The following is a 21,193-nucleotide window of genomic DNA, read 5'->3' as shown; positions in this document are numbered from 1 at the left end:
AATGTAGAAAATATTACCCTATATCAATTTTTGTTCCTACTTTAGGAGAGAGAACTATTAATACGCACACATCTCCCTATTTATGTTTGGTTTAGGACGTTTACGCTCTTGCAGTACATGCTTTTTTTAAAATATGTATTGCGTTAGGGTTCTAAATATATGGAAGCTATCACGGCTAACTTCACGGTCTTTGCTGTGTTGCTTAACCTTTATTGCACTTTCGTGTTTTGCCCTAAAAACCTTTGCAGAAGGCAGCAAAGACCTTTACCCTTCTGGCGCACAAGGCAATAGAGCCTTTCTTTATGCCAACATAGATGGCACTAATTACACAGACCGATTTCCTTTTAAAACCAGAGGCGCCCATTTCGTTTATGCCAAATCAGGTGAAACCATCGCGGTGGCATCAAGTGCTATTGGGGTAAACAACGGACGGATTATCGTGACCTCTCCCGATGGGAATTCGACCACCTATAATGTGAGCGCCGGTGTTGGGCTTATTCCAAATCGAACAGCAGAGCTTTCGGGGCCGGGTGTAGGTTATACGCCCATTACCATTTCGGTTTCTGCAGCGCGCGCGGGCGTTTGGATGGTAGAATTTCTGGCGCCTGTAGGCAATGGCAGCAGTAGCGATATCACTGCGCCAGATGTTTTGGCCGATGGAAACTGGACCCAATCTGCAGGCAACACCATCAATTATATAGCCGCATGGGATGTATCGGTAAGAAACACTGCGGGCACAGCTTGGCTAACCGGTCGTGTTTACACCAATGTTTTAAATCTTGGAATTAGAAACAACTTTACCAATAGTGCAAAAGGCTTTTATGTAACCAATTATATCCTTACCGAAGACGGGCGGGCATATCGAGTAAAAACCAATGGCAACAATGGTTGGGCCTTTACATTTTTCTCTAACAACAATGGCTTTGCCGTAGGTGGCGTAGCCACTTACAAGAGTTTAAATGCATCGACAATGGCGGCTCTTTCTGGCCTTCACGACCCGAGAACACCCGACGATGTCCTGAACAAAACCCATAAGATTTTTTATAACAGGCCAAATGCCGATCTTCCAGAAACGGGGCCGGCCTATATAAGCGCCGCCAATCAAACTACCTGGCTCAAAAAAACAGCCGTTTTGCCCATCATTACCGATTTGAAATTTACTGGTGTTGAAGGTACCGAGAACAAGATCAGTTATAAAGGGGCAAAAATTACTTTTACGGCTTCGGCATCAGGAAGCTATCAAATTACCATCCCCTTGGCCAATGGCGCCAACCGAGTGATCAATGGTTCTGCCGTGGCGGGCACTAACGAAGTATTTTGGGATGCCAAGGATGCCAATGGAAATTTCTTGCAGCCAGGGCCGATCTCACCGCAGGTACAAACTTTTTTACGGTCGGCAGAAGTTCACTTTCCCTACATAGATATGGAAATCAACCCACAAGGTTTGATTATCGAATTAATAGAGAATAATACGAGTTACAATGTTAACCCTGCAAATCCCAATCCGTCAGAATATAGCGATATTGTTTACTGGGACGATGCAAATATTACCAATGCGGGGGTAGCTGGCAGCAATAGTTCCAATCCGGTAACCAATTTAACCGGAGTAAGCAGCAATACCAACGGGCACAAGTTTGGCGCTTATAGCAATAGTAATCAATTTGGCGATGAGCGTTCGATGGACACCTGGACCTATATCGAAAGTGGCAAAACCACCCAATTGGTCAATATCGAAATATTCCAGGCAGATTTAAAGATAGAATCGATCAGCCCAGATTTATCCAAGTACTTTTCAGACCGGACAATTACTTATACCGTTAGGGCACAAAATGCCGGCCCTTCGGCGGCTGACGGATCGCGTTTAGCGATTTCGCTGCCTGCCGGATTAACTATCACCTCTGTAGCAACAGCAAATCAAAGTCCTGGCGTAGCCGTAAACAATGCCGTTACAGGAGCACAGAACTACACGGCTACACTTAACATGCCCAACCAAGGCACCATCGACATCGTTATTGTAGCCACCTTTACAGGAAGCTATACCCAAATATTCAGCAACACCAAAGCGAGCATATTAAGGCCTGCCGATGTAAGCGACCCTGATGCGACAGGCAATAATGCCCTAGGCCCTGTAGATGCAGACGAAGAATGCTTAAATGGTGCCGCATCGGGCGTTGGCCTTTGCAACAACATTAAGTACAATACGGTTAATGGTCAGGAAGTATGCCAAGGGAGCAACATTGTTGCCGTTAGTTACCCATTATCTGCAGACGGTACACAATTTGAGAACTCGGCACTTCCATTAGGCTTAAGCCCACAAGATGCTGGTGGAAATCGTACAGTTAGCGGTGTCCTATCCTCTTCTGGCATACAAACTTTCTATATTAAAACGCTGAATACCAAAAGAACGCAAACCAATGTGATCATGAGGGCTAATGCTTTGCCAACCGCCACCACAGATGGTCCGCTGAGCGTTTGTGTTGATGCTACCGATAATCCAGCCATTAGTTTTAAAGGCGCTGGTGCCATAGGCGCTTATGAATTTAGCTATACGATTAACAACGGCAGCACGCAAACGGTTACTACAGCTTCGGGGTCAGACACGGCTACAGTGGCCATACCTGTAAATAGTGCCGGTGTACTTATCTACAAGCTAGTATCGGTTAAAGATCTGGCCACGGGCTGCAATCAGGCAACGAATGCAAGTGTTACCGTTAATGTCCAGCCCAAACCTACAAAAGCACATATTCAATTAAATAATTAATAAAAAATCATCCAAAACAATGAAAGCAACATTTATCAAAACAATCCTAGCGGCATTTATCATCATCCTTGGCATGAATGCAACAAGTAAGGCGCAAACTTACTACCCAGTTTATTTATGCGATGGCGGCACTGCAACACTGCATAGCCCTGAAGAAAGCACCTTAACAAACGGAGATAAGGTTCATTGGTATTTAGAAGGCGTTGAAGTAGCGAACAAAACCTATACCGGAACAGCCAACGAAACCAACTATGTTACACCAAACAATCTTTCTCCTGGTGTGCACAATTATACCAGCAGGATAGAATCGGTTGCCGGATGTTGGGGAGATCTTTCAGATCCTTTCCAGGTTTACCAATTGCCAAGTAAAACACTCGCTTTAGCTGCAAATAATGCTTCGTATTGTGGTGGCGATGCAAGTTTAAGTTCTATCATCACGGCTACCGCTACACCAGCTCAGCCCTTGCCAGCAGGCATAGAGTATGCTTACGTATGGTCAGCCACAAAAAATGGAACTGCAGTAGCTCCACTTTCTGGAATAGGTACTGATGATGGCTCAAAGACCGATGTCAACAAATTTACCTTAAATACAACTGGTGCCGGCTCTTATGTTTTCAGTGCAACGGTAAAATATGTAAAAACGGCTGCTAATACCGGTGTGTTAAAATCGGGCGATAATAATGGATGTGAAGTTACAGCTACTGCGACACAAACCGTAACCGTAACGCCAAAACCAGTTAAACCTACCATTATTGTCCAATAGTTTTTGCTAACAGACCACTAGGTTGAACGTAAAACGGTACATATTACTGGCGTTCTTCTTGCTGCTGGCCAATTGGGCATTTGCACAGGCAAATCCTACTGTTGTTAGGATTCGTTTGGGTTCTTCGGTCAAATTCGCAGTAAGAGATCAGGCTGGACTTTCCTCGTTCCAATGGTATCGAGATGGGAAACCTATAGCCAATGCTACCGCCCCCCTATATACCGCTAGCGTAGCGGGTTTATACCAAGTGGTTGCCATCAATGCCGATGGCTGTAAGTCGGATCTATCGGATGGTTTTTTATTAATAATTGAATATGCGGACTTAGCAGTCCATAAAATTTCGGAAAAACGATATGTAGGGCCGGGTGAGGCCTTCGAATATCAGATTTCTGTGCAGAATAACGGAAATATCGATGCTACTGGAGTAGAAGTGGTAGATAAACTGCCAAGCAACCTAAAGTACATTGGCATTATTGGCGATCCAATGGACAACGTTACCGTTGTGAACAATGTCATTTCGTGGAAGATACCTTTATTGGCAAATGGCCAAAAAATGGTTTTATCGCTAAAAACTACCGCAATTAAGGCAGAGAAAGTGATCAATATTGCCACTGTAACCGCGCTTGAGCCCGATCCGAATTTGGCCAATAACATCTCTACAGATGTGAAGGAAATTATTGGCGAAGTCGTAGTGCCTAATGTAATTACGCCAAATGGCGATGGCAAAAATGATGTCTTTAAGATAGTTGGGCTAGAGCTTCATCCCGAAAATACCCTGTCTATTTTTAACAGATGGGGCAATGAAGTGTACAGGAGCAATGGCCCTTACAAGAACGATTGGAACGGAAACGGCCTTAATGAGGGTACCTATTACTACTTGCTGAAGATCAAAGAGAAAGATGGAAGCGAGAGAAGCAGTACAGGTTGGATTACATTGATAAAAGATTAATATGTGGAAATTGACTAAGCTTATTTTAATGTTGTGCCTGGCGGTCCCGTGTTTTGCCCAGCAAGATGCGCAGTATAGCCAATATATTTTCAATGGTATTTATATCAATCCGGCCTACGCAGGGTATCGCGAACGCATCAACATCAACGCGACCTACAGGAACCAATGGACTGGCGTGAATGGCGCTCCGAAAGGCTTTACTTTGGCAGCCGATGCACTCATGCCCAACGAGCGTGTTGGCTTATCAATGGTAATGAGTGCGGAGCAATTGGGTGCCCAGAAAAATATTTCGGCCTTTGCCAACTATGCCTACCGTTTTCCGATTAATGAAGAAGGAACTTCGAAGCTTGCCTTTGGCCTAGGTCTTGGCGTGATGCAATCGGGCTTAAATGGAGATATGCTCAACCCGACAGATTTGGAAGATAATTACATTCCAAGCGGCACGGTCAAACAAATAGTGCCCGACATGCACGCAGGCGTGTTTTTCTCTACACCCAAAATGTATATCGGTGCATCGGTTAACAACTTGATAGGCAAATATATATTGGACAAAAGATCTTTAGATTACAACTTTCCAACGCCGAAGCCCCATTTTTATTTAACCGGTGGCGTATTGATTCCTATGGCAGAATATGTCATTGACTTTAAGCCTTTCTTTTTGATCAAAGACGATATCAAAGGCCCAACGGTGATGGACATCAATGCTTTTTTCTTGTTCAAGCAGGTGGTTTGGCTGGGCGCAGGCTATAGAACCGGCATCAAACTTTACAAAAAGCCGGCCCTGCAAGGAGATTTCAATAGCAATAATGCCCTCATTGGCATGGCCGAGGTATTGGTTAGCCAACAGTTAAGGCTGGGCTATTCGTACGACCATAGCACGAGCAAATTGGCTGGTTACGCCGGTTCAACCCACGAAATCTCCATCAGCTGGAACTTTTATACCCTAAAAGAAAAACGTCTATATTTCTGTTATTTCTGAGGTGTTTTGGTCCTATGCAGGCCTTTTGCAGTGATTTTTCCAACAATAAAAAAGCCTGCCCTCAGCTTGGTTTGGCATTTATTTTGTATCTTTGTTATCCGATTCTGCTTGTTGTACCGCAACAAGCCCAGAATCGGAAACTTACAGTTGGGGCCGTTTTGGATTTGACAGGGTGGCGCTGAGTATGTAAGCATGCAGTGCGTTGTACGGAGAGCACTTAAAAGATAACGTTCAAACAATAATTGGCGAAAATAACTACGCCTTAGCTGCTTAATTTAGAATTACGCAAGCTTTTGTCCCTCTAGCTGCCGCATTGTTAGGCTAGAAACCGGGGCATCGAAATAACAACGCTAGCTGTTGCATGGTACGCTGCAATGGCGAAACAAAGTACCTAAGGAGAAAGACAAGGTCGGTTTCCAGCCCGTCTCCTCCCGACAATTAATTGGGAAATAAGCATGTAGAAGGCATAATTTAGAACACAACTGGACAAGGGTTCGAACCCCTTCGGCTCCACAAACCCCTGAAAAACAACATTTTCAGGGATTTTTTTTTATAAAGTTTTATTAAACTACAACTCCCTAACCATTTCAAACTGATTGATAAAGTTTGTCAGGCCCTGCTTTTCCAAAACTATTTTCAGGCCTTTTGCAGCTTCGTCTACATTGTTCAGCTGCACTTTTTCCTGGGTTGCTTGTTTTTGTATTTCAGCTAAAATTCTGGTGGCAATTCCTTGTTGGCGATATGCTGGCTTTACGGCAAGCTGATATAATCGCCTATTGATGGGATTGAAAAGCGCATAGCCTACCAATTCCTCCCCTAAAAATGCGCCAAAAGTCTGTGGTTTAATTACATCCATGCTAGAGATGGCGTTTTGCCAGCTTGGCTCAACCTCCCAAAATGATTGAAAAACAGCCCAATCAGGGGTAGCTAATGCCTGTATGGCAACCCGATTTGAAACAGCTCCACTTGTTAAAACACCATTGAAACACAACAATTTCCGCTGTATAGAGAATCCATTTTTTTGATAAGCCCTGATAGCTGATTGATTGCCTTCGATGACTTCCAGCACCAATCGTTTTACGTCGTTTTCCTTCAAAAAAGGCAAAATATAATCGTACATCTTACTGACCAAACCTTGTCCGCGATAGGCAGGCAAAGTGCCAGTTCCGGCATTGTATACGTTTATTTTTCCATCTACGTTTCTAACGCCGTTCATGATGAAAGCAACAATTTCTTCGGCCTCAAAAACCCCTACCGACCATTCCAGTCGAATATCTTCTGAGGCTATTTTAAATTGCAACTGTTCCTCGTTTAACTGAAAGGGCACTATATAATCGGCAAAAGCATTATTTATAGCTATTAATAAGGCCTTTATATCTTGTATGCTTAATTTGCGAAGCTCCATATTCTGATTTTTAGGTTATTGGCCGATTTTGATGCAACGCACCGGCCAAATTTTATTCCTTTATAATGAGTACTTCTCCATCCCGTAATGCCTTGAACAGCCATTTATTGTCGATACATTTTTGCACCTCCTTGGCCATGGCTTCCGATTCGAAATGGTTGGATTGGTAATGTGGCAAAATCCCGTAATCGAAATAACCCAAGCCGGCATAAATGGGTGTTTGAAGCTGTTCGTATGGGAGTTGGTTGGGATCGTCGACCTCGGCAATGTATTTGAGCGAATCGCATAAGATACATACACCGGCACTATAGCCAGCCCATAAAAAATCCCTGCGCTGACGTAGTTTTTGGAAGATCGTGTCAAATCCGCTCAGCTGCATGGCCTGCCTTAAAACAAAGGTATTGCCACCCGAAACCCATACGCCGTCTAAGGTGGCCAACTTTTGATCCAAAGCTTCTTCCCGAAAAAAATAATCCTTCAAATCCACATGCTCATTCTCGAAGCCCAGTTTTTCCAAGAAAGCCATTTCCTGCATCAGTTCCTCCCGCTTCCTGGCTTCATCGGCACCAATCCAGTCTTTTGCATTGTTGATATGTCCAATTTTTGCGCCTGGTGGCAAAAGCTCGGCAAGCTGGTCTGTTTCATTTCCAAACAAGTAGGAAGACAAATATAAATTCATAATCGTTTTTGGCATTTAATGCAGTACGCCTGCTCTGATGATTAAAAATGCGTTGAGCAGTACATAAACGACCAGCAGCAATAAGAAAAACCTGCGGTCGAGGCGATCGGCCTTGGCATCTTTTCCTTTTTTGATCATTTGCAACGAAATGGCCGTGCAGATAATCACCACCAAGATGAAAATCAGCGTGAGGCCATGCAGCATATCAACCAAGGTAAAGGAGCTCGAATCGGGCAAAGCGCCATCGATAATGTATTTGTTGCCAATAACGGCAAAGAGCGAACCTACGCTCAGTCCAAAGCGCGAATCGATGCTGTCGGCGTGGATAAAAAAGCACATCAGCGCGATAAAAAATGCCACATACATCCCCAGGAACATTTTCAGGAACAGGCCAAAAGCATCTCTGCTGATATTGATCTTCACCTTAAAGCTGCTGTATTCGGTATGCGCAGGCTTAATGCTTTCGTCGCCAAAGGCAGTTTCATATTTTTTGATGCCGCTTTTCAGGGTCAGGCTATCGATATTCCAGCCCCGCAGCGTAAACTTGGGATCGTATTGCTTGCCTACGGTATCGGGCACAAAAACAAGCGCGTCTTTATCAAACTGCGAATTTTCTATAGATAGGCGGAGCGCCTGCTTATCGAAGGGAAAATTATTGATGGCCCACGAATCTTTCATCACGCACTGGATTTTCATGAGCAGGTACATGCGGTTGCCACTGCTGTCGAGGGTAGAAAAAGACTTGCTGACGGACTTAGCCTGCGGAATTTCGAGGTTGTTTACAAAATCGAAATCCTTGTTTTTGTACTTGAGCCAAAGCCAAAAATCGACCGTGTATTCTTTGTCCTTAAAATTGATGTCGTGGATACTGGTTACATAGATGCCGGCCCTTACGGTATCGGGCTTGGCTTTTTGAGCAAAGGCGACTGAACCATACAGCGAAAGCAACAGGATGCAAAATGCGACGAAACGACAGTTTTTTTTCAAGACAGTTATTTTTACTTAAAAATAAGAGTTAGCTCGGATAAAACTATAGCTATGCAAAAAATTATGTGGCAGGTTATATCGGCAAAGCATGCTTAAAACATGAGTAAGCCACAGATGAACAAGATTTAGAATTTCTTTTTATTACCTACAAATGCATCAGGATATTAACCAATTTGCCAAATGGATCGCGTACATAGAACCGGCGTACGCCCCAGGGTTCATTAGCTGGGCCGTATTCGATGCTGAATTGGGAGGTACGCATCAATTCAAAGGCCTCGTCAACATCATCTACTTCCACAGAAAGATCTGGTGTTTCGGTTCCCGATCCGCCTTCTTGCATGACGCTGAGCTGTACATCCATTTTATTGCTGTTGCCGTAGGTCGTCATCCAGCCCTGATCCATCAATAAATCAAGTCCCAATATATCCTGATAAAAAACCTTGGCTTTGGCCAGTTCTGCCGAGTGGATATTGGCCACAATGCGCTTAACTTTCATAAAGGGGTAATTGAACGCTTAAGTTAAACATTTGAGAGTTAAAAAATCAATAGCTCAACAGGTAAATCGGATAGCCTGCGTCTATTTCCTTGTATATCTTCAATCCGAATTTAGCATAAAACGGCAGGTTTTTTTCGGTTGAGGTTTCCAGGAGCAACAAACGGCCCAATGCCTTGCTTTCGGCCAATAAGGAGGTCAGCAGGTGCGAACCTTCGCCCTGTCCCTGCACCGATGGATCGACTCCTATAAACCAAAGGTGATAGGCCGGTTTGCCCTGGGTAAGCTCCTGATGGGCCAGCTTCACCATTTTTTCTTTGGCCACTACCCGACCAATATTGCCAAGCCCCGATATGAAAAAAGTGAGTTTCAGATCTCTGAAAAGCGAACGGAAGCTGAAGCGTTTTCGCTCGTCGAAAAGTACCAGCGCGCAACAGTCGCGGTTTTTGGAAATAATTACCTGGCCAAACTCCATACATTCGTCAAAAGCATACTCCATCAGCATTCTGATGCGCTGCAACCGCCTGCCATCCTGTTTGACCAACTGGTTTACGCTTTTGTTCTGATCGAAAGAAGTGCTGAGTATTTCTACCACTCTTGCCTTATCCTGAATTGACGCACTTATCATAGCACTAATATCGTTCATTTGGGCAAAGTTGTGCCCCCCTATCCATTTTTTTACCTAAGTACTTCTTAATAGTTTAATCCAGTTGCGCCTGTTCATCCGTTTAATGTAATATCTTAGCGTAATGAAAGATCCTGTTGCCACCAACCACGACCAGATTTCTGCCAAAAAGCTCAAGGCCATATTTGGTGGATCGATAGGAAATTTGGTAGAATGGTACGATTGGTATGCCTACACCGCTTTTGCCATCTACTTTTCGGCTTCGTTTTTTCCAAAAGGCAACCCAACGGTGCAGCTGCTCAACACGGCTGGTATTTTTGCTCTGGGCTTTTTGATGCGCCCATTAGGTGGTTATCTGTTTGGCCGCATTGCCGACAGAATTGGCCGAAAACAGTCGATGACCCTTTCCGTACTGCTCATGTCGTTGGGTTCGTTGCTCATTGCACTTACGCCAACCTATCAAAGCATTGGTCTTTTTGCGCCCATCTTGTTGCTAACCGCCCGCTTGATGCAGGGCCTGAGTGTGGGTGGCGAGTATGGCGTATCTGCGACCTACCTGAGCGAAATGGCCAGCAAAAATCGACGTGGTTTTTATTCGAGCTTTCAATATGTAACCTTAATCGGTGGACAGCTATTAGCGCTTGCTATACAATTGGCCTTGCAGCAACTGTTTTTAACCGAAGCCGAAATATTGGCCTGGGGCTGGCGCATTCCGTTTATTTTTGGAGCTATACTCTCGCTGGTTGCGCTTTACCTCCGAAAAAACCTGGAAGAAACCCAAGCCTTCGAAAATCAGGCGCACCTAAAACCCAGCCAAAAAGGAACCCTTAAAGAATTGCTCAAACATCCCAAAGCCGTTATGAAGGTTATTGGCCTGACACTGGGCGGTACTTTGGCCTTTTACACCTATACCACCTACATGCAAAAGTTTTTGGTCAATACCGTGCACATGAGTAAAGAACAGTCGACACTGATGTCATTTGCCACCTTGTTTATTTTTGCTTGTCTGCAGCCTGTATTTGGTGCATTATCCGACCGGATTGGCCGCAAACCTTTGCTCATTAGCTTCGGTGTTTTGGGCACCTTAGGCACTGTACCGTTGCTTACTGCCTTGAGCCAAACTTCGTCGCAATGGCAGGCTTTCTTTTTGCTGATGGCCGCCCTCATTATTGTAAGTGGCTATACCAGCATCAATGCCATTGTAAAAGCAGAACTCTTTCCGGCCGAGATACGCGCTTTGGGCGTTGGCTTGCCTTATGCCTTAACTGTTGCCATTTTTGGGGGCACTGCCGAATACATTGCCCTGCAGTTTAAAGATTGGGGCCACGAGTCGTATTACTACTGGTATATTACGGCTTGCATCTTCCTTTCATTGCTTGTTTATGTGGGCATGAAAGACACCAAGGAAAGTTCATCGCTAGACCGCGACCAGGTTAAATAGCACTTGCATTTTAGCACTTATTTTTTTACTTTTAATTGGAAAACTTACCTTTTAAAAACTAGAGCTATGGGAAAATTTGTCATCTCAACCAGAAGCAATGGAGATTTTCAGTTTAATCTTAAAGCTGGAAATGGCGAAATCATTTTAACAAGTCAGGGCTACTCAAGCAAGGCTTCCTGCAACAATGGGATCGAATCGGTTAAAAAAAATTCGCCCGACGATAACCGTTACGAAAGGAAAACCTCAACCAACGACAAGCATTACTTCGTACTGAAAGCCGGCAATGGCGAGATTATTGGCAACAGCCAGATGTACGAAAGCACTTCGGGAAGGGACAACGGAATCGAATCGGTTAAGAAAAATGCACCCGACGCTACGGTTGAAGAGCAGGTTTCTTAGTTGATTGTTTTAATTGTTGGCCATTGTTCAATTGCTGCTATTGTTAAATGGTTCAATTGTTCGATTGTTAAACGGCTTAATTGTTTAAATGGCTAATGGCTAAATTGTTGGCAAGGCTTGGCTGTGAACTGAAAATTGAGAACTGCCAACTGAAAACCGGCAACTGTCAACCGAGCATTGCCAACTGCAAGCCTAATTACGGTGTTTCAAAAAATCCCAGGGCATTTTGCTGGTGCTGCGCTTTTCTTCTTCGATCAGGAAGCAGGCTATTTGGGTGAGCAATAAATCGTTCTCGCTAACGGTTCTGTCGCCAAGAGCTACCAATTTTTTAATGTTGGATGGATTGGCCGCATCTAAACCTTCCTTGATGCTTTCTAAGCTATCGGGTTCTATACGGATGTAGTTTTTTTCCTTCCCTACCGAGTGGAAAAGCTGTTCCAGAAAAAAATCGCTGGTTTCGGCTACGCCGCTCATCATAATGTCGATCAGTGCAGGTACTATGGCCATGGCACTGCTCTTTTTAAAATGATCGTAATCGTACGACCTTCTTGAACGGCCTGTGCCCAAAGAAAACAAATGGATATCGTTTATTTTGGTCTGGTTGTAGGCTTTGGTTACTTCGATCAGTCCGCTTAACGCCGGATTGGTAGCAAAAACACCACCATCTAACAAGGGATAGCGCACATTGGCCAGCGAATAGATTTCGGCCACGCTAAAATAGGTAGGCGCTGCCGAAGTGGCCCTGCATACGTCTTTCAGGTAAAAATCCCGGCTCTCGCCACGAGTAATGGCTGTTTGCTGTCTGAAAAAATGCGTTTTGCGCAACTCGATGTTATAGGCACTGATGATGCAGGGCTTAATGAGCTGGCTTAGCTTGGTATGACCAAAATACTTTTTCAGGATGCCTTCAAAAACCTGGCTGTTGTAGCGTTCGCCAGCTAAACCCAGCTTGGCTCTGATGCGTTTAAGCAGGCTCATTTTAAAGATTTCGTTGCCATGTTCGAGGTAAAGATCCAGGGCAGCCCTCGCCGAAAATTTAGGTCGGGTTGGGTGGTCTTCCGATGGACAGAGCAACAAACAAGTCAAAATGCCACCGGTACTGGTTCCGGCAAAAAAATCGAAATAGTCTACAATGGCCGCATCGGGATTTTTGCTCTCCTGCTTCAATTTGTCTTCGAGCGCTACGAGCAACATCCCGGGTATGATGCCTCTTATCCCGCCACCATCAATAGAAAGTATTTTTTTCATAAGCTATTTGGCCTAAGGGTAAATATAGCCTACTTATTTTTTATTGCGAAGCCCTTTGCTCCTTAAAAAGTCATTTCTTAGGTAATTAATGTATTACGGAGCTGAAAACGATGCTTTTGATGGGATTTTGCTATCCAAACAAAAAAGCCAACGATTGTTCGCTGGCCTTCTCCTGTTAACCTACAAATGGCTAGATGCTGGTACGCTGAATGATTTCCTGCGCCGCATTTTCGGTAGGTTTGTTCTTTTTGAGCTTGCTGTTGCCAAAATTATACCTGATGTTGAAAGAAACGCTTCTGGCATCCCAATAATTGTTGTTGTTGGTAATGACGTATCTCGAATTAATAATCGATTTGTTAGCCGATGTTTTGAGCAGATCGGCACCTGATAGCGTAAACACAAACTGTCGCACCGTTTTTCTGAAGCCGATGCCAAGATCTCCCCTGGCTTTACCCCTGCTGCCTTCGCCAATATCGGCCACAACGGGTGCGAGATAGTTGAGGTTAACAAAGGCCGAAAACTGGCCCTTTTGCGAAAGGATAATCGAATTGTTCATTTTAACGCTTCCCGAAAAACCGCTGTTGTCAATCAGCTCATCGGCTGCCTGTCCTTTGTAGCGGGTGTAGTTGCCGGCCAATGTAAGCGACGATTTGATGTACCTGCCCATTTTAAAATTGGCAATAAAGGTAAAGTCGGCTATATTGCCGGTTCCATAGTTGAGCCAAACAATCCTGGTAATATTATTGTTGTTGTTGGCCAGCAAGAACTGCGAAAAGCTATTGGTAATATGGGCATGGCTGAGCAAAAAGATATAAGCGCCTTTTAAGGTATAGCTCAATTCGTTCTTTAAAATATAAGACGATTGCAGAAAAGGGTTTCCTTCGGCATACTGCGTAGGGTTATGATAAACCCTCAGGTTGTTAAGCTGCCAAAAATCAGGACGTTCTATCCTTTTGGAAAGGGTATACGAAAAATTATGGTTCGTATTTGGCGCATAACTAATAGCCAGCGTAGGAAACAAATTCAGGTAATCTTTATCTACCGCTACTTCATTTTTGGTGGTTTCTATGCCTTTGGTACTCGATTGTTCGAGCCTTAGCCCCGTGGTTAGGCCCCATTGCTTGCCCAGGCTAAAATCGGCACTGGCATAAGCCGCATTGATATGCTCGTTGTAGGCGTAGTTGGTGCTTCGCAATTCGTCTTTTACATAAATGCCACTTGCGTTGGCTACGGCATAATAAAGGTTGTTTTCGGTAGCCGTATTAAATGATCTTGCTCCCAATTTCAGCTTGATTTGGCTACCGATGGGCAATTTATAATCGAGCGCAAAAGTGTAGTTTTTAATCTGCTGTGGTAAAACCGCAATTTCGTTTCGCCTTACTTCGTTGGTTTCCACAACCGTGGCATAAGTGCGCTGGTTGGTGTTATTGCTGTATTCGAAATAATCGGCACTGGCCGTTAAGCTCTGCCCCAAGGTATCGAGGTCGAAACTATAGTTGAGGCCGGCATCTAACGAATGGCCTTTGATCTTGCTGTTGTTGGTAAAAACGAAGCTCGAATCGATTTGATTGGTTGTTTTGTCGATAAAGCTGTTGTTGTTGATCCAATTTAAAGTCTGATGGTTCGGATTATAGTTGAGCGTAGCCGCCAGCACCTGTTTTTTGCCAATACCATATTCTACGCCCAAATTACCTCCATAGTAAGTACGGAATTCGTCTCTATCCAATGCCGACAAATTTAAAATCTGATTGGTGGCCGCGCCCCTAAAATCGAAATCATGTCTTTCGGCAATGAACTTCCTGTCGCGGTTAAGGTAAGGCGTAACATTAATGCCCAGACTTTTTTGGCGGTAGTTGAATGCACCGCTAACCTGTTGCGAATTATAGGTAGCCTGACGGTCTGTTAAGGCTAGAGAGCCTTGATATCCATCGCTTTCGCGCTTTTTGAACACAATATTCAGTATTCCGGCATTGCCCGATGCATCAAACTCGCTACCGGGTGTAGTCACAATTTCTATATCGCTCAGTGTGGTGCTTGGCAGGCTTTTGAGATAGTTGAACAAGGCCTGGCCACTTAGGTTCGATTTGCGTCCGTTGATATAGACGATAGCACCCTGCTTGGCAGAAATAGACAAAGAACCATTATCGTCGGCATTAACCAAAGGCACCTGTTTAAGCACATCCCAAACCGTGTTGTTGATGCTCAGGCTGCTATTGGCTACATTCACCACAAAACGATCTGATTTGCGTTGAATTAAGGGTTTTGATGAAGAAATGGTTACCTCCTTGAGGTTGTTGATGCTCGGCTTCAAATAAACGGGCTCTACATTGACCCGCTCGCCCGAATCGCGCAGCTCTCTGCTATAAACCTGATAGCCCAAGCCCGAAACGCGTAATATCATTGCCGTAGCCTGCTTGGCCGAAATATTGTAGGTACCCGTAGTATCGGTATAGCCGTGGCCAATCAGTGCCGAATCGGTTTTATTTAAAAGCTCTACAAGCACGTACATGGCGGGGTCTTTGGTATTTTCTATAAAAACCTTGCCTGTAAACCTCCGTTCGGCTACCTGATCTGTTTTTTTCTTTTCGATCAGGATGTTGTCCTCTACTTGTCTAAACGTAAAATCGCTTTGCTGAAAAATCTCGTCCAAGGTTTGCTCTACGGTCCTACTTGCTGGAGGCAGGCTTAAAATAGGCATGGCCTTGATATCGTCTTTTCTATAAAAAAAGCGGAACTGGGTTTGTTTCTCTATTCTTTTGAGCGCTTTGTGTATCGGTTCGTTGTTCAGTCCCACTGTTACCGGCGTTGCTTTGATATCCTGGCTTTTAAGTGTCAAGCCAAAAAGCAATTGCAGTCCAACAAATGAAAAAACAAATATTAATAAGCTAATGCGCATAAATTGTATGATAAAAGGCGGAACAAAGCGGAGCGAATCTGCGCTATGCCAAGCCAAACCTTGCTGCTGTTTTGCAGAAAATTTCATATTTTTAAAAGTTTTATTGATTGTCAAAATGATTTAAAACATCCTGTTTTCAGGAAGCCTGCGGGCCGATTGCCGTCGGTTCGCAGTTTTTTATGGCCTTGCCATCCCTTTTCGGGGTTTCTATCTTCTTTTCTGGTTCGTGTTTTAGCTAAGTTGGTTATTCGCATCCGGCACCGAAAATGGCAACGGTATTGTTTTTGATCTTGTAAGTGGCCTTGTTAAACTCGCATATCACCCTGAGGGCCTGATCCAGGGTTTTGTCTTTTTTGATTGTGCCGGTAAAGCGACAGTTTTTCAGCTTTTCGTTGCCAAACTTGATTTGCACATTGTATTGCTTTGCTAGGGCAAGCGCGGCTTCGCCAAAAGTGGTGTTATCAAAATAGAGGTCATCAGGCAGCCAGTCCAGTACTACTTCGGTAGCTATATGGCTTTGCACATAGCTTTGACGCCGCTGCTCATAAACAATTTGCTGATTAGGCGTTAACAGTCCTAATACTTCGCCGGCTTTGGCAACCTGTACCTTGCCACGAGTTACGGCAACCTTTACCTGGCTACCCAATTTATCGGCACTGATGTTAAAGGCGGTGCCCAATACAGTAGTGGTTATTTTGCCTGTATGCACCATAAAAGGCCTTTGTGGAAGATGTTTAACATCAAAATAAGCTTCACCACTGAGGTATACTTCCCTGTTTTTATGGCCCGGGGCAGTATTGTACCTGATGCTTGCGCCACCATTGAGCCATACGCTGCTGCTGTCTTCCAGCATCACGTAGTGTTTTTCGCCTAGGGCTGCGCTAACGGTAGTCCAGCTGGCAATAGCTACAGGTTGTTTTTGCTTAGGCCAGAGCAACAAAGTCAGCAAGAAGCCAGCCAATACGGCCGCGCTGGCTATCGCCACTTTCAACCAGCTCTTAAATTTGATTATCTTTTTGTTTTCGGCACCAATGGTATTGCTTATCCTGCAATAGAGCTTTTGCAGCCATTCGTCTTGGTTGCTCGCACCGAGCTCATCCCAAACCGTAGCGGCCTGATCCGGATTTTCCAACCACTGTTCAACCAGCTGTTGTTCTTCCAAACTCGCCTCGCCTTTAAGGTACCTGTCTAATAATTGATCAATTTTCATAAACGCCTTTCCTTATGAGCGCTTGAAGTTAGCATGGGTACTATGAGAAAATGAAAAAAATTTAGCCGTCCCGAAAATCGGGCTACTTCATCAACAAAAAAGCCAGTACCGGCAGGGCTTCTTTCAGGTACTTGAGCGCCGTGGTCAATTGGTTTTTGACCGTTTGCTCAGTAATACCCAGCTTTTCGGCTATTTGTTTTACGCTGAGGTGCTCGTGTCTGCTTAAGCGATAAATTTCTTGGATGCGTGGCGACAACTTGGCCAATGAATCTTCCAATGTTTTTTGCAGTTCCTTGGCTTCGAGTTGCTGATCGGCACTTTGGGCATAGCTGGTGGCTAAGGCCTGCAAAAAGGCCGCATAACGCTGATGATGGCTGTTTTTTCTGATATGATCGATAATCCGGTGGCGGGTTGCCGCATATAGGTAGCTTTTAAGGTGCATTTCGGCATCCAGCTGTTGCCTCCTCTCCCATAGCCATACAAACAGGTCGTGCAAAATGTCACTGGCTTCGTCCAAATCGTGCAGCCTCGAACTGGCCACCGTATAGCGCGCCAAATCCTTGCTGTACCTGTTGTAGATTTCAGTAAAGGCATCACGGTTGTCTTCTTTCAGCAACCCAACGAGCTGCTTATCGGTTAAGGTATTTAATCGCATCCTGTTTGATCTGAAACAAATATAGCATTAAGCCGTATTTTTTCTAATCAACTTTGGTCTTATCCCATCCATCGCCCTAACAGCCATCGCATACCCTCCTCTATTTAGCTTTAAATGAATTTTATGCAAAAAATACCTAAAATTGAGTATTTACCCGCTGTTGCGATACGGTTAGTTTTGGCAAACAATTAATCGGAACATGGAACAAACTAAAAAATTTTTATTCTTTGCCTTTGCACTTCCAGTGCTGGCAATGGGCTGCGAGCTCTTTGAAGAAAAACCCGAAGAAGAAACCAAAAAGGTTGACAATTCTACCTACACCTACAGCTACACTTGTCCTACCGGCAAAAAATACAACATCGAAATTCCAAATAGGCTTTCTGCCGCCTGCAAAAAGAATTGGGAATATTATGCCCGCACCTATGGCTGCAACGATGCCAACAACTTTGCCGATGCCAACAGTAAAAAAGCACAATGCCCATGAGAACGCTCTTCATCTTAGCCTTCATTGCCGTATGTAGTACAGCAAAGGCACAAATCAAGCCAACTTCAGGCCAATATACCACCGCTGATGGCTATTACACGGTAACCATCAATTTTGAAAACAGCAGCCTGACCTTAATTGAACCTAACCGGACGTCTGTTTATACAAAAGTAGCCGATAATATTTTCAGCTTTATCCACCCAGCTTCAAAAATAGACTACCGCATCGAGGTAATGGATCCGCAAACCATACAGACTTTCAAAGCCAACGTTTCGAGCAGCCGTTACACCCTTAAACTGAGCAGTACCAGCACGAACACCAATAGCGAGCAATACAAAACCTATTCGGCTATGGCCGAGCGCTATAAAGCCAAAATGCTGACCGATAAAAAAGATGCACAGCTTTGGTCGTTTTGCGCGGCCGCCGCTTACGCCAGAAGTACCATGAACGACGAGGGCTTTAAAGAATATGCCACACAGGTTTCGTCGTCTATTAAGCTGATTATCGTAAACAAGACCAAATGCCCCTGCGAAGATGCCATTCCGGCAACGATATGGAATAACGCTCAATAAAAGCCAAATAAAGGCCCTGCAATTGGGGCTTTTATTTATAAATCGACTCCAAAACTATTGATAAGCGGCCAATTTATTATCGGCCATTATTTTCTTGTATTCGCGCGGGGTAAGGCCTTTGGCTTCCCTAAAAAAGCGGTTAAAATTAGAGAGGCTGTTAAAGCCACAGGCATAGGCCAGGCTGCTGATCTGCTGTTCGCCATCGGCCATGAGCTTACAGGCGTGGCTGATACGTACCTCGTTTACAAATTCGACAAAGGTTTTTTGCGTACGGTTCTTAAAATAGCGGCAAAATGCCTGTTTGTTCATGTTGATGAGCGCCGATACGGTATCAAGGTGTATATCGGCCGAAAAATTGGCAAACACGTATTTGAATACCTTATCCATGCGGTCGTTGTCTTTAAGCTGGTAGTTATTGGTATAGCCCAAACCAGACAACAATTCATATTCTTCGGCATTAGACAGGGTGTCGAGGATTTTAAGCAATAAAATCATCCGTTCAAAGCCTTCCTCTTCAGCAGCCAGTTGCAACAGCAGCGCTTTGAGCTTCTCTTTGGTCTGCCCAAAAAATTTCATTCCCCGTTGGGCAATTTGCAGGATGGATTTGAGTTTCTGCATGGTTACCATGCCCTCAAAAGCCGTTATCAATTTATCGGCATCGAAAAACAAGGTTACCGAACGCGCGTGCGACGAAGGCTCTACCGCCTCAAAATACCGCTCGTCGTTATGCCAAACATGAGGCAGGTTAGCGCCAATAAACGTAAGTTCGTCGTGTTCAAACGTATCTATGCTATCGCCAATAATCCTTCGTCCGCTGCTCTCCACGATATAGCTCATCTGGCATTCGACATGAAAATGGAACGTTGTTGAAAAATATGGACTGTCTACGACCTTAGTCTTGTAGACTTCGTTTTCTGAACCTTCTAATATTTTAGCAAAAACAGGTTTCATGCGCACTGGCCATTAAATATAACACTTGGCCAATTATAGCAAGAAAGAGCCATAATTACCATAAATCATACCTATAATTACTAAAATAGCTAATATAAAACCATAAAACGCAAATTTATTTCTAGTATTTCAACATTTATGCGCCTAACTTTAAAAATTGCCAAACCTATTGTCCATAGCCAACCAACACCTATCCTATGAAAAAAATCTCTCTGTTTTTCTTGCTCTTGTTTGCCCTGAATAATGGCTGGGCACAACAGCAACTTCCCGATACGAAGCCCAACCTGGCACAAAAAGCAATGATTAAACGTGGCTATGGCATGTTTATCCATTTCGGCATCAACACCTTTAACGAAACCGAATGGTCTGACGGCACTTTGCCCGCTTCGAGCTACAACCCCAGCAAGCTCGATCCCGAGCAGTGGGTACGCACAGCAAAGGAAGCCGGTTTTAGGTATGTACTGCTCATTACCAAGCACCATGATGGCTTTTGCTTGTGGAACAGCAAATACACTGATTATGATGTAGCTTCATCGCCGGTAAAAACCGATGTGGTTAAAGCCGTGGCCGATGCCTGCAAAAAGTACGGCATACAGTTTGCCATTTATTATTCGCTGTGGGACAGGCACGAACCAAGCTACAAAGACAAAAATCCTCAAAAATACATAGACTACATGCTGAACCAGTTAACCGAACTGTTTAGCAATTATGGCAATATTTGCGAGCTGTGGCTTGATGGCGGCTGGGACAGGAAACCTAACGATTGGGGCATCGACCAGATTTACAAACTGGTCAAAAAATACAACCCAGCCTGTGCCGTCAGCGTAAACCACACCATTGAAAGCACCGCAGGGAAAAGAAACTTCACGTTGCCCTCGAACATGACCGAAGACAACAAATATTTTTTCCAGTATTTCCCTTCCGATTTCAGGCTTTGGGATCCTAAGCTCATTACCAAATTCGACAAAAAACAGTACCTGCACAACGGCCAGTCGTATTACCTGCCTTTTGAACATACGCTGTGCTTGAGCAAGCGCTGGAATTGGTTCCAGAAATCGGCGCAATTGCCTACCAGAGATCTTGATGAGCTGGAAGAGCTTTTTTATTGGTGCACCGACAACGACAATAGCCTCGTTATCAATGTGCCGCCCGATCAAACCGGTCGTATCAGGGCCTACGAAGCCGATGCAGTGATTGGCTTGGGCAAAAGATTGGGCCTCTCGGCAAATAAACCCCTGCCCAAAAACGGCCAGTTTATTTCTTTTAATCGCCCGGCAACCGCTACCAGCACCAGCGAAGAAAAAGGCAAGCGCTTGGAAGCAAACGCCATTAACGATGGCAAACTAGACAGCAAATGGCTCTCGAAAGATACTTTGGCCAGCGTAGAAATGGAACTCGCCCCAAGCCAGGCCTTCAATAAAATCAGCATTTTCGAATATCAGGATACCAAGGAACTGGCAGATGGCTTTTCGCAAATCAGGGCGCCCCGCATCCAGCAGTACAGCGTAGACATTTTGCAAGATGGACAGTGGCAAACCATTTACCTCGGCGACGAGCCTATGGGCGATTGCAAAGTAATCCGTTTAGCTCAGCACTATAAAGCCGCCAAACTCCGTTTCAAAGTGCTAAAAGCTACAGCGCCACCAGGCATCAACGAAATATGTGTAATTTATAAAGCCGAAAAATAAGCTCATCT

19 protein-coding genes and 1 other RNA gene are annotated in these 21,193 nt (G+C 44.4%); 10 read left to right on the top strand and 10 right to left on the bottom strand.

Annotated features, from left to right (window positions below):
- Positions 1-190: 190 nt before the first annotated feature.
- From VRU48_RS01420 to ssrA, 5 genes are all read left to right on the top strand, one after another.
- Positions 191-2,761, top strand: coding sequence for a hypothetical protein (locus VRU48_RS01420; RefSeq protein ID WP_330106149.1), 2,571 nt, complete (start codon positions 191-193; stop codon positions 2,759-2,761).
- A gap of 19 nt (positions 2,762-2,780) precedes the next feature.
- On the top strand, positions 2,781-3,524 hold the full coding sequence (locus tag VRU48_RS01415; RefSeq protein ID WP_330106148.1) for a hypothetical protein: 744 nt from the start codon (positions 2,781-2,783) through the stop codon (positions 3,522-3,524).
- A gap of 22 nt (positions 3,525-3,546) precedes the next feature.
- Positions 3,547-4,473 (top strand): T9SS type B sorting domain-containing protein, encoded by a 927-nt coding sequence (locus VRU48_RS01410; RefSeq protein ID WP_330106147.1) that lies wholly within the window; start codon positions 3,547-3,549, stop codon positions 4,471-4,473.
- A gap of 1 nt (position 4,474) precedes the next feature.
- Entirely contained in the window at positions 4,475-5,452 is a 978-nt protein-coding gene (locus VRU48_RS01405) for a PorP/SprF family type IX secretion system membrane protein (protein ID WP_330106146.1), read from the top strand.
- Between the two features lie 149 nt (positions 5,453-5,601).
- Positions 5,602-5,968: a transfer-messenger RNA gene (gene ssrA / locus VRU48_RS01400) on the top strand.
- 52 nt (positions 5,969-6,020) lie between these two features.
- On the opposite strand, the gene VRU48_RS01395 is transcribed toward ssrA, so the two are convergent.
- The 5 genes from VRU48_RS01395 to VRU48_RS01375 form a co-directional block, all read right to left on the bottom strand.
- Complete coding sequence (locus VRU48_RS01395; RefSeq protein WP_330106145.1) at positions 6,021-6,857, bottom strand: GNAT family N-acetyltransferase; 837 nt, start codon at positions 6,855-6,857, stop codon at positions 6,021-6,023.
- Between the two features lie 52 nt (positions 6,858-6,909).
- Positions 6,910-7,536, bottom strand: a complete 627-nt coding sequence (locus VRU48_RS01390; protein WP_330106144.1) for a Type 1 glutamine amidotransferase-like domain-containing protein — start codon at positions 7,534-7,536, stop codon at positions 6,910-6,912.
- Positions 7,537-7,551: 15 nt separating this feature from the next.
- Positions 7,552-8,523: a ligand-gated ion channel gene (locus VRU48_RS01385; RefSeq protein ID WP_330106143.1), complete on the bottom strand. Its 972-nt coding sequence runs from the start codon at positions 8,521-8,523 to the stop codon at positions 7,552-7,554.
- A 145-nt stretch (positions 8,524-8,668) separates the two neighbouring features.
- Positions 8,669-9,019, bottom strand: coding sequence for a VOC family protein (locus tag VRU48_RS01380; RefSeq protein ID WP_330106142.1), 351 nt, complete (start codon positions 9,017-9,019; stop codon positions 8,669-8,671).
- A 46-nt stretch (positions 9,020-9,065) separates the two neighbouring features.
- On the bottom strand, positions 9,066-9,662 hold the full coding sequence (locus tag VRU48_RS01375; RefSeq protein WP_330106141.1) for a GNAT family N-acetyltransferase: 597 nt from the start codon (positions 9,660-9,662) through the stop codon (positions 9,066-9,068).
- Positions 9,663-9,765: 103 nt separating this feature from the next.
- Between VRU48_RS01375 and VRU48_RS01370 the strand changes: the two genes are divergently transcribed.
- Positions 9,766-11,082: an MFS transporter gene (locus VRU48_RS01370; protein WP_330106140.1), complete on the top strand. Its 1,317-nt coding sequence runs from the start codon at positions 9,766-9,768 to the stop codon at positions 11,080-11,082.
- A 66-nt stretch (positions 11,083-11,148) separates the two neighbouring features.
- Entirely contained in the window at positions 11,149-11,481 is a 333-nt protein-coding gene (locus VRU48_RS01365) for a YegP family protein (protein ID WP_330106139.1), read from the top strand.
- Between the two features lie 192 nt (positions 11,482-11,673).
- On the opposite strand, the gene VRU48_RS01360 is transcribed toward VRU48_RS01365, so the two are convergent.
- The 4 genes from VRU48_RS01360 to VRU48_RS01345 form a co-directional block, all read right to left on the bottom strand.
- Positions 11,674-12,729 carry a patatin-like phospholipase family protein gene (locus tag VRU48_RS01360; RefSeq protein ID WP_330106138.1) on the bottom strand — a complete coding sequence of 352 codons (1,056 nt, stop codon included), beginning with the start codon at positions 12,727-12,729 and terminating at the stop codon, positions 11,674-11,676.
- Between the two features lie 190 nt (positions 12,730-12,919).
- Positions 12,920-15,712, bottom strand: coding sequence for an outer membrane beta-barrel family protein (locus VRU48_RS01355; protein WP_330106137.1), 2,793 nt, complete (start codon positions 15,710-15,712; stop codon positions 12,920-12,922).
- A 157-nt stretch (positions 15,713-15,869) separates the two neighbouring features.
- Positions 15,870-16,835 carry a FecR domain-containing protein gene (locus VRU48_RS01350; protein ID WP_330106136.1) on the bottom strand — a complete coding sequence of 322 codons (966 nt, stop codon included), beginning with the start codon at positions 16,833-16,835 and terminating at the stop codon, positions 15,870-15,872.
- An 82-nt stretch (positions 16,836-16,917) separates the two neighbouring features.
- Complete coding sequence (locus tag VRU48_RS01345) at positions 16,918-17,490, bottom strand: RNA polymerase sigma-70 factor (protein ID WP_330106135.1); 573 nt, start codon at positions 17,488-17,490, stop codon at positions 16,918-16,920.
- 199 nt (positions 17,491-17,689) lie between these two features.
- Here VRU48_RS01345 and VRU48_RS01340 point away from each other — a divergent pair, with 199 nt between their 5' ends.
- The gene (locus tag VRU48_RS01340) at positions 17,690-17,974 is read left to right on the top strand and encodes a hypothetical protein (protein WP_330106134.1); all 285 of its coding nucleotides are present in this window, start codon (positions 17,690-17,692) and stop codon (positions 17,972-17,974) included.
- Positions 17,971-18,546: a hypothetical protein gene (locus tag VRU48_RS01335; protein WP_330106133.1), complete on the top strand. Its 576-nt coding sequence runs from the start codon at positions 17,971-17,973 to the stop codon at positions 18,544-18,546. Before VRU48_RS01340 ends, VRU48_RS01335 begins: the two co-directional genes overlap by 4 nt.
- Positions 18,547-18,600: 54 nt before the next feature.
- On the opposite strand, the gene VRU48_RS01330 is transcribed toward VRU48_RS01335, so the two are convergent.
- Entirely contained in the window at positions 18,601-19,383 is a 783-nt protein-coding gene (locus tag VRU48_RS01330) for a helix-turn-helix domain-containing protein (RefSeq protein ID WP_330106132.1), read from the bottom strand.
- 311 nt (positions 19,384-19,694) lie between these two features.
- Here VRU48_RS01330 and VRU48_RS01325 point away from each other — a divergent pair, with 311 nt between their 5' ends.
- A complete protein-coding gene (locus VRU48_RS01325) occupies positions 19,695-21,185 on the top strand; it encodes an alpha-L-fucosidase (protein ID WP_330106131.1) in 1,491 nt (496 codons plus the stop codon).
- Positions 21,186-21,193: the final 8 nt, after the last annotated feature.

The organism is Pedobacter albus (genome assembly GCF_036324255.1).
GTDB classification, from domain to species: Bacteria; Bacteroidota; Bacteroidia; order Sphingobacteriales; family Sphingobacteriaceae; genus Pedobacter; species Pedobacter albus.
This window is presented reverse-complemented; position numbering and strand designations above follow the sequence as displayed.

What these genes read in the sequence shown, in the direction of transcription:
- VRU48_RS01415 (WP_330106148.1), top strand. Translation starts at nt 2,781, where the DNA reads ATGAAAGCAACATTTATCAAAACAATCCTAGCGGCATTTATCATCATC.
- VRU48_RS01405 (WP_330106146.1), top strand. Translation starts at nt 4,475, where the DNA reads ATGTGGAAATTGACTAAGCTTATTTTAATGTTGTGCCTGGCGGTCCCG.
- VRU48_RS01395 (WP_330106145.1), bottom strand. Translation starts at nt 6,857, where the DNA reads ATGGAGCTTCGCAAATTAAGCATACAAGATATAAAGGCCTTATTAATA.
- VRU48_RS01390 (WP_330106144.1), bottom strand. Translation starts at nt 7,536, where the DNA reads ATGAATTTATATTTGTCTTCCTACTTGTTTGGAAATGAAACAGACCAG.
- VRU48_RS01380 (WP_330106142.1), bottom strand. Translation starts at nt 9,019, where the DNA reads ATGAAAGTTAAGCGCATTGTGGCCAATATCCACTCGGCAGAACTGGCC.
- VRU48_RS01375 (WP_330106141.1), bottom strand. Translation starts at nt 9,662, where the DNA reads ATGAACGATATTAGTGCTATGATAAGTGCGTCAATTCAGGATAAGGCA.
- VRU48_RS01370 (WP_330106140.1), top strand. Translation starts at nt 9,766, where the DNA reads ATGAAAGATCCTGTTGCCACCAACCACGACCAGATTTCTGCCAAAAAG.
- VRU48_RS01365 (WP_330106139.1), top strand. Translation starts at nt 11,149, where the DNA reads ATGGGAAAATTTGTCATCTCAACCAGAAGCAATGGAGATTTTCAGTTT.
- VRU48_RS01360 (WP_330106138.1), bottom strand. Translation starts at nt 12,729, where the DNA reads ATGAAAAAAATACTTTCTATTGATGGTGGCGGGATAAGAGGCATCATA.
- VRU48_RS01355 (WP_330106137.1), bottom strand. Translation starts at nt 15,712, where the DNA reads ATGAAATTTTCTGCAAAACAGCAGCAAGGTTTGGCTTGGCATAGCGCA.
- VRU48_RS01350 (WP_330106136.1), bottom strand. Translation starts at nt 16,835, where the DNA reads ATGAAAATTGATCAATTATTAGACAGGTACCTTAAAGGCGAGGCGAGT.
- VRU48_RS01345 (WP_330106135.1), bottom strand. Translation starts at nt 17,490, where the DNA reads ATGCGATTAAATACCTTAACCGATAAGCAGCTCGTTGGGTTGCTGAAA.
- VRU48_RS01340 (WP_330106134.1), top strand. Translation starts at nt 17,690, where the DNA reads ATGGAACAAACTAAAAAATTTTTATTCTTTGCCTTTGCACTTCCAGTG.
- VRU48_RS01335 (WP_330106133.1), top strand. Translation starts at nt 17,971, where the DNA reads ATGAGAACGCTCTTCATCTTAGCCTTCATTGCCGTATGTAGTACAGCA.
- VRU48_RS01330 (WP_330106132.1), bottom strand. Translation starts at nt 19,383, where the DNA reads ATGAGCTATATCGTGGAGAGCAGCGGACGAAGGATTATTGGCGATAGC.
- VRU48_RS01325 (WP_330106131.1), top strand. Translation starts at nt 19,695, where the DNA reads ATGAAAAAAATCTCTCTGTTTTTCTTGCTCTTGTTTGCCCTGAATAAT.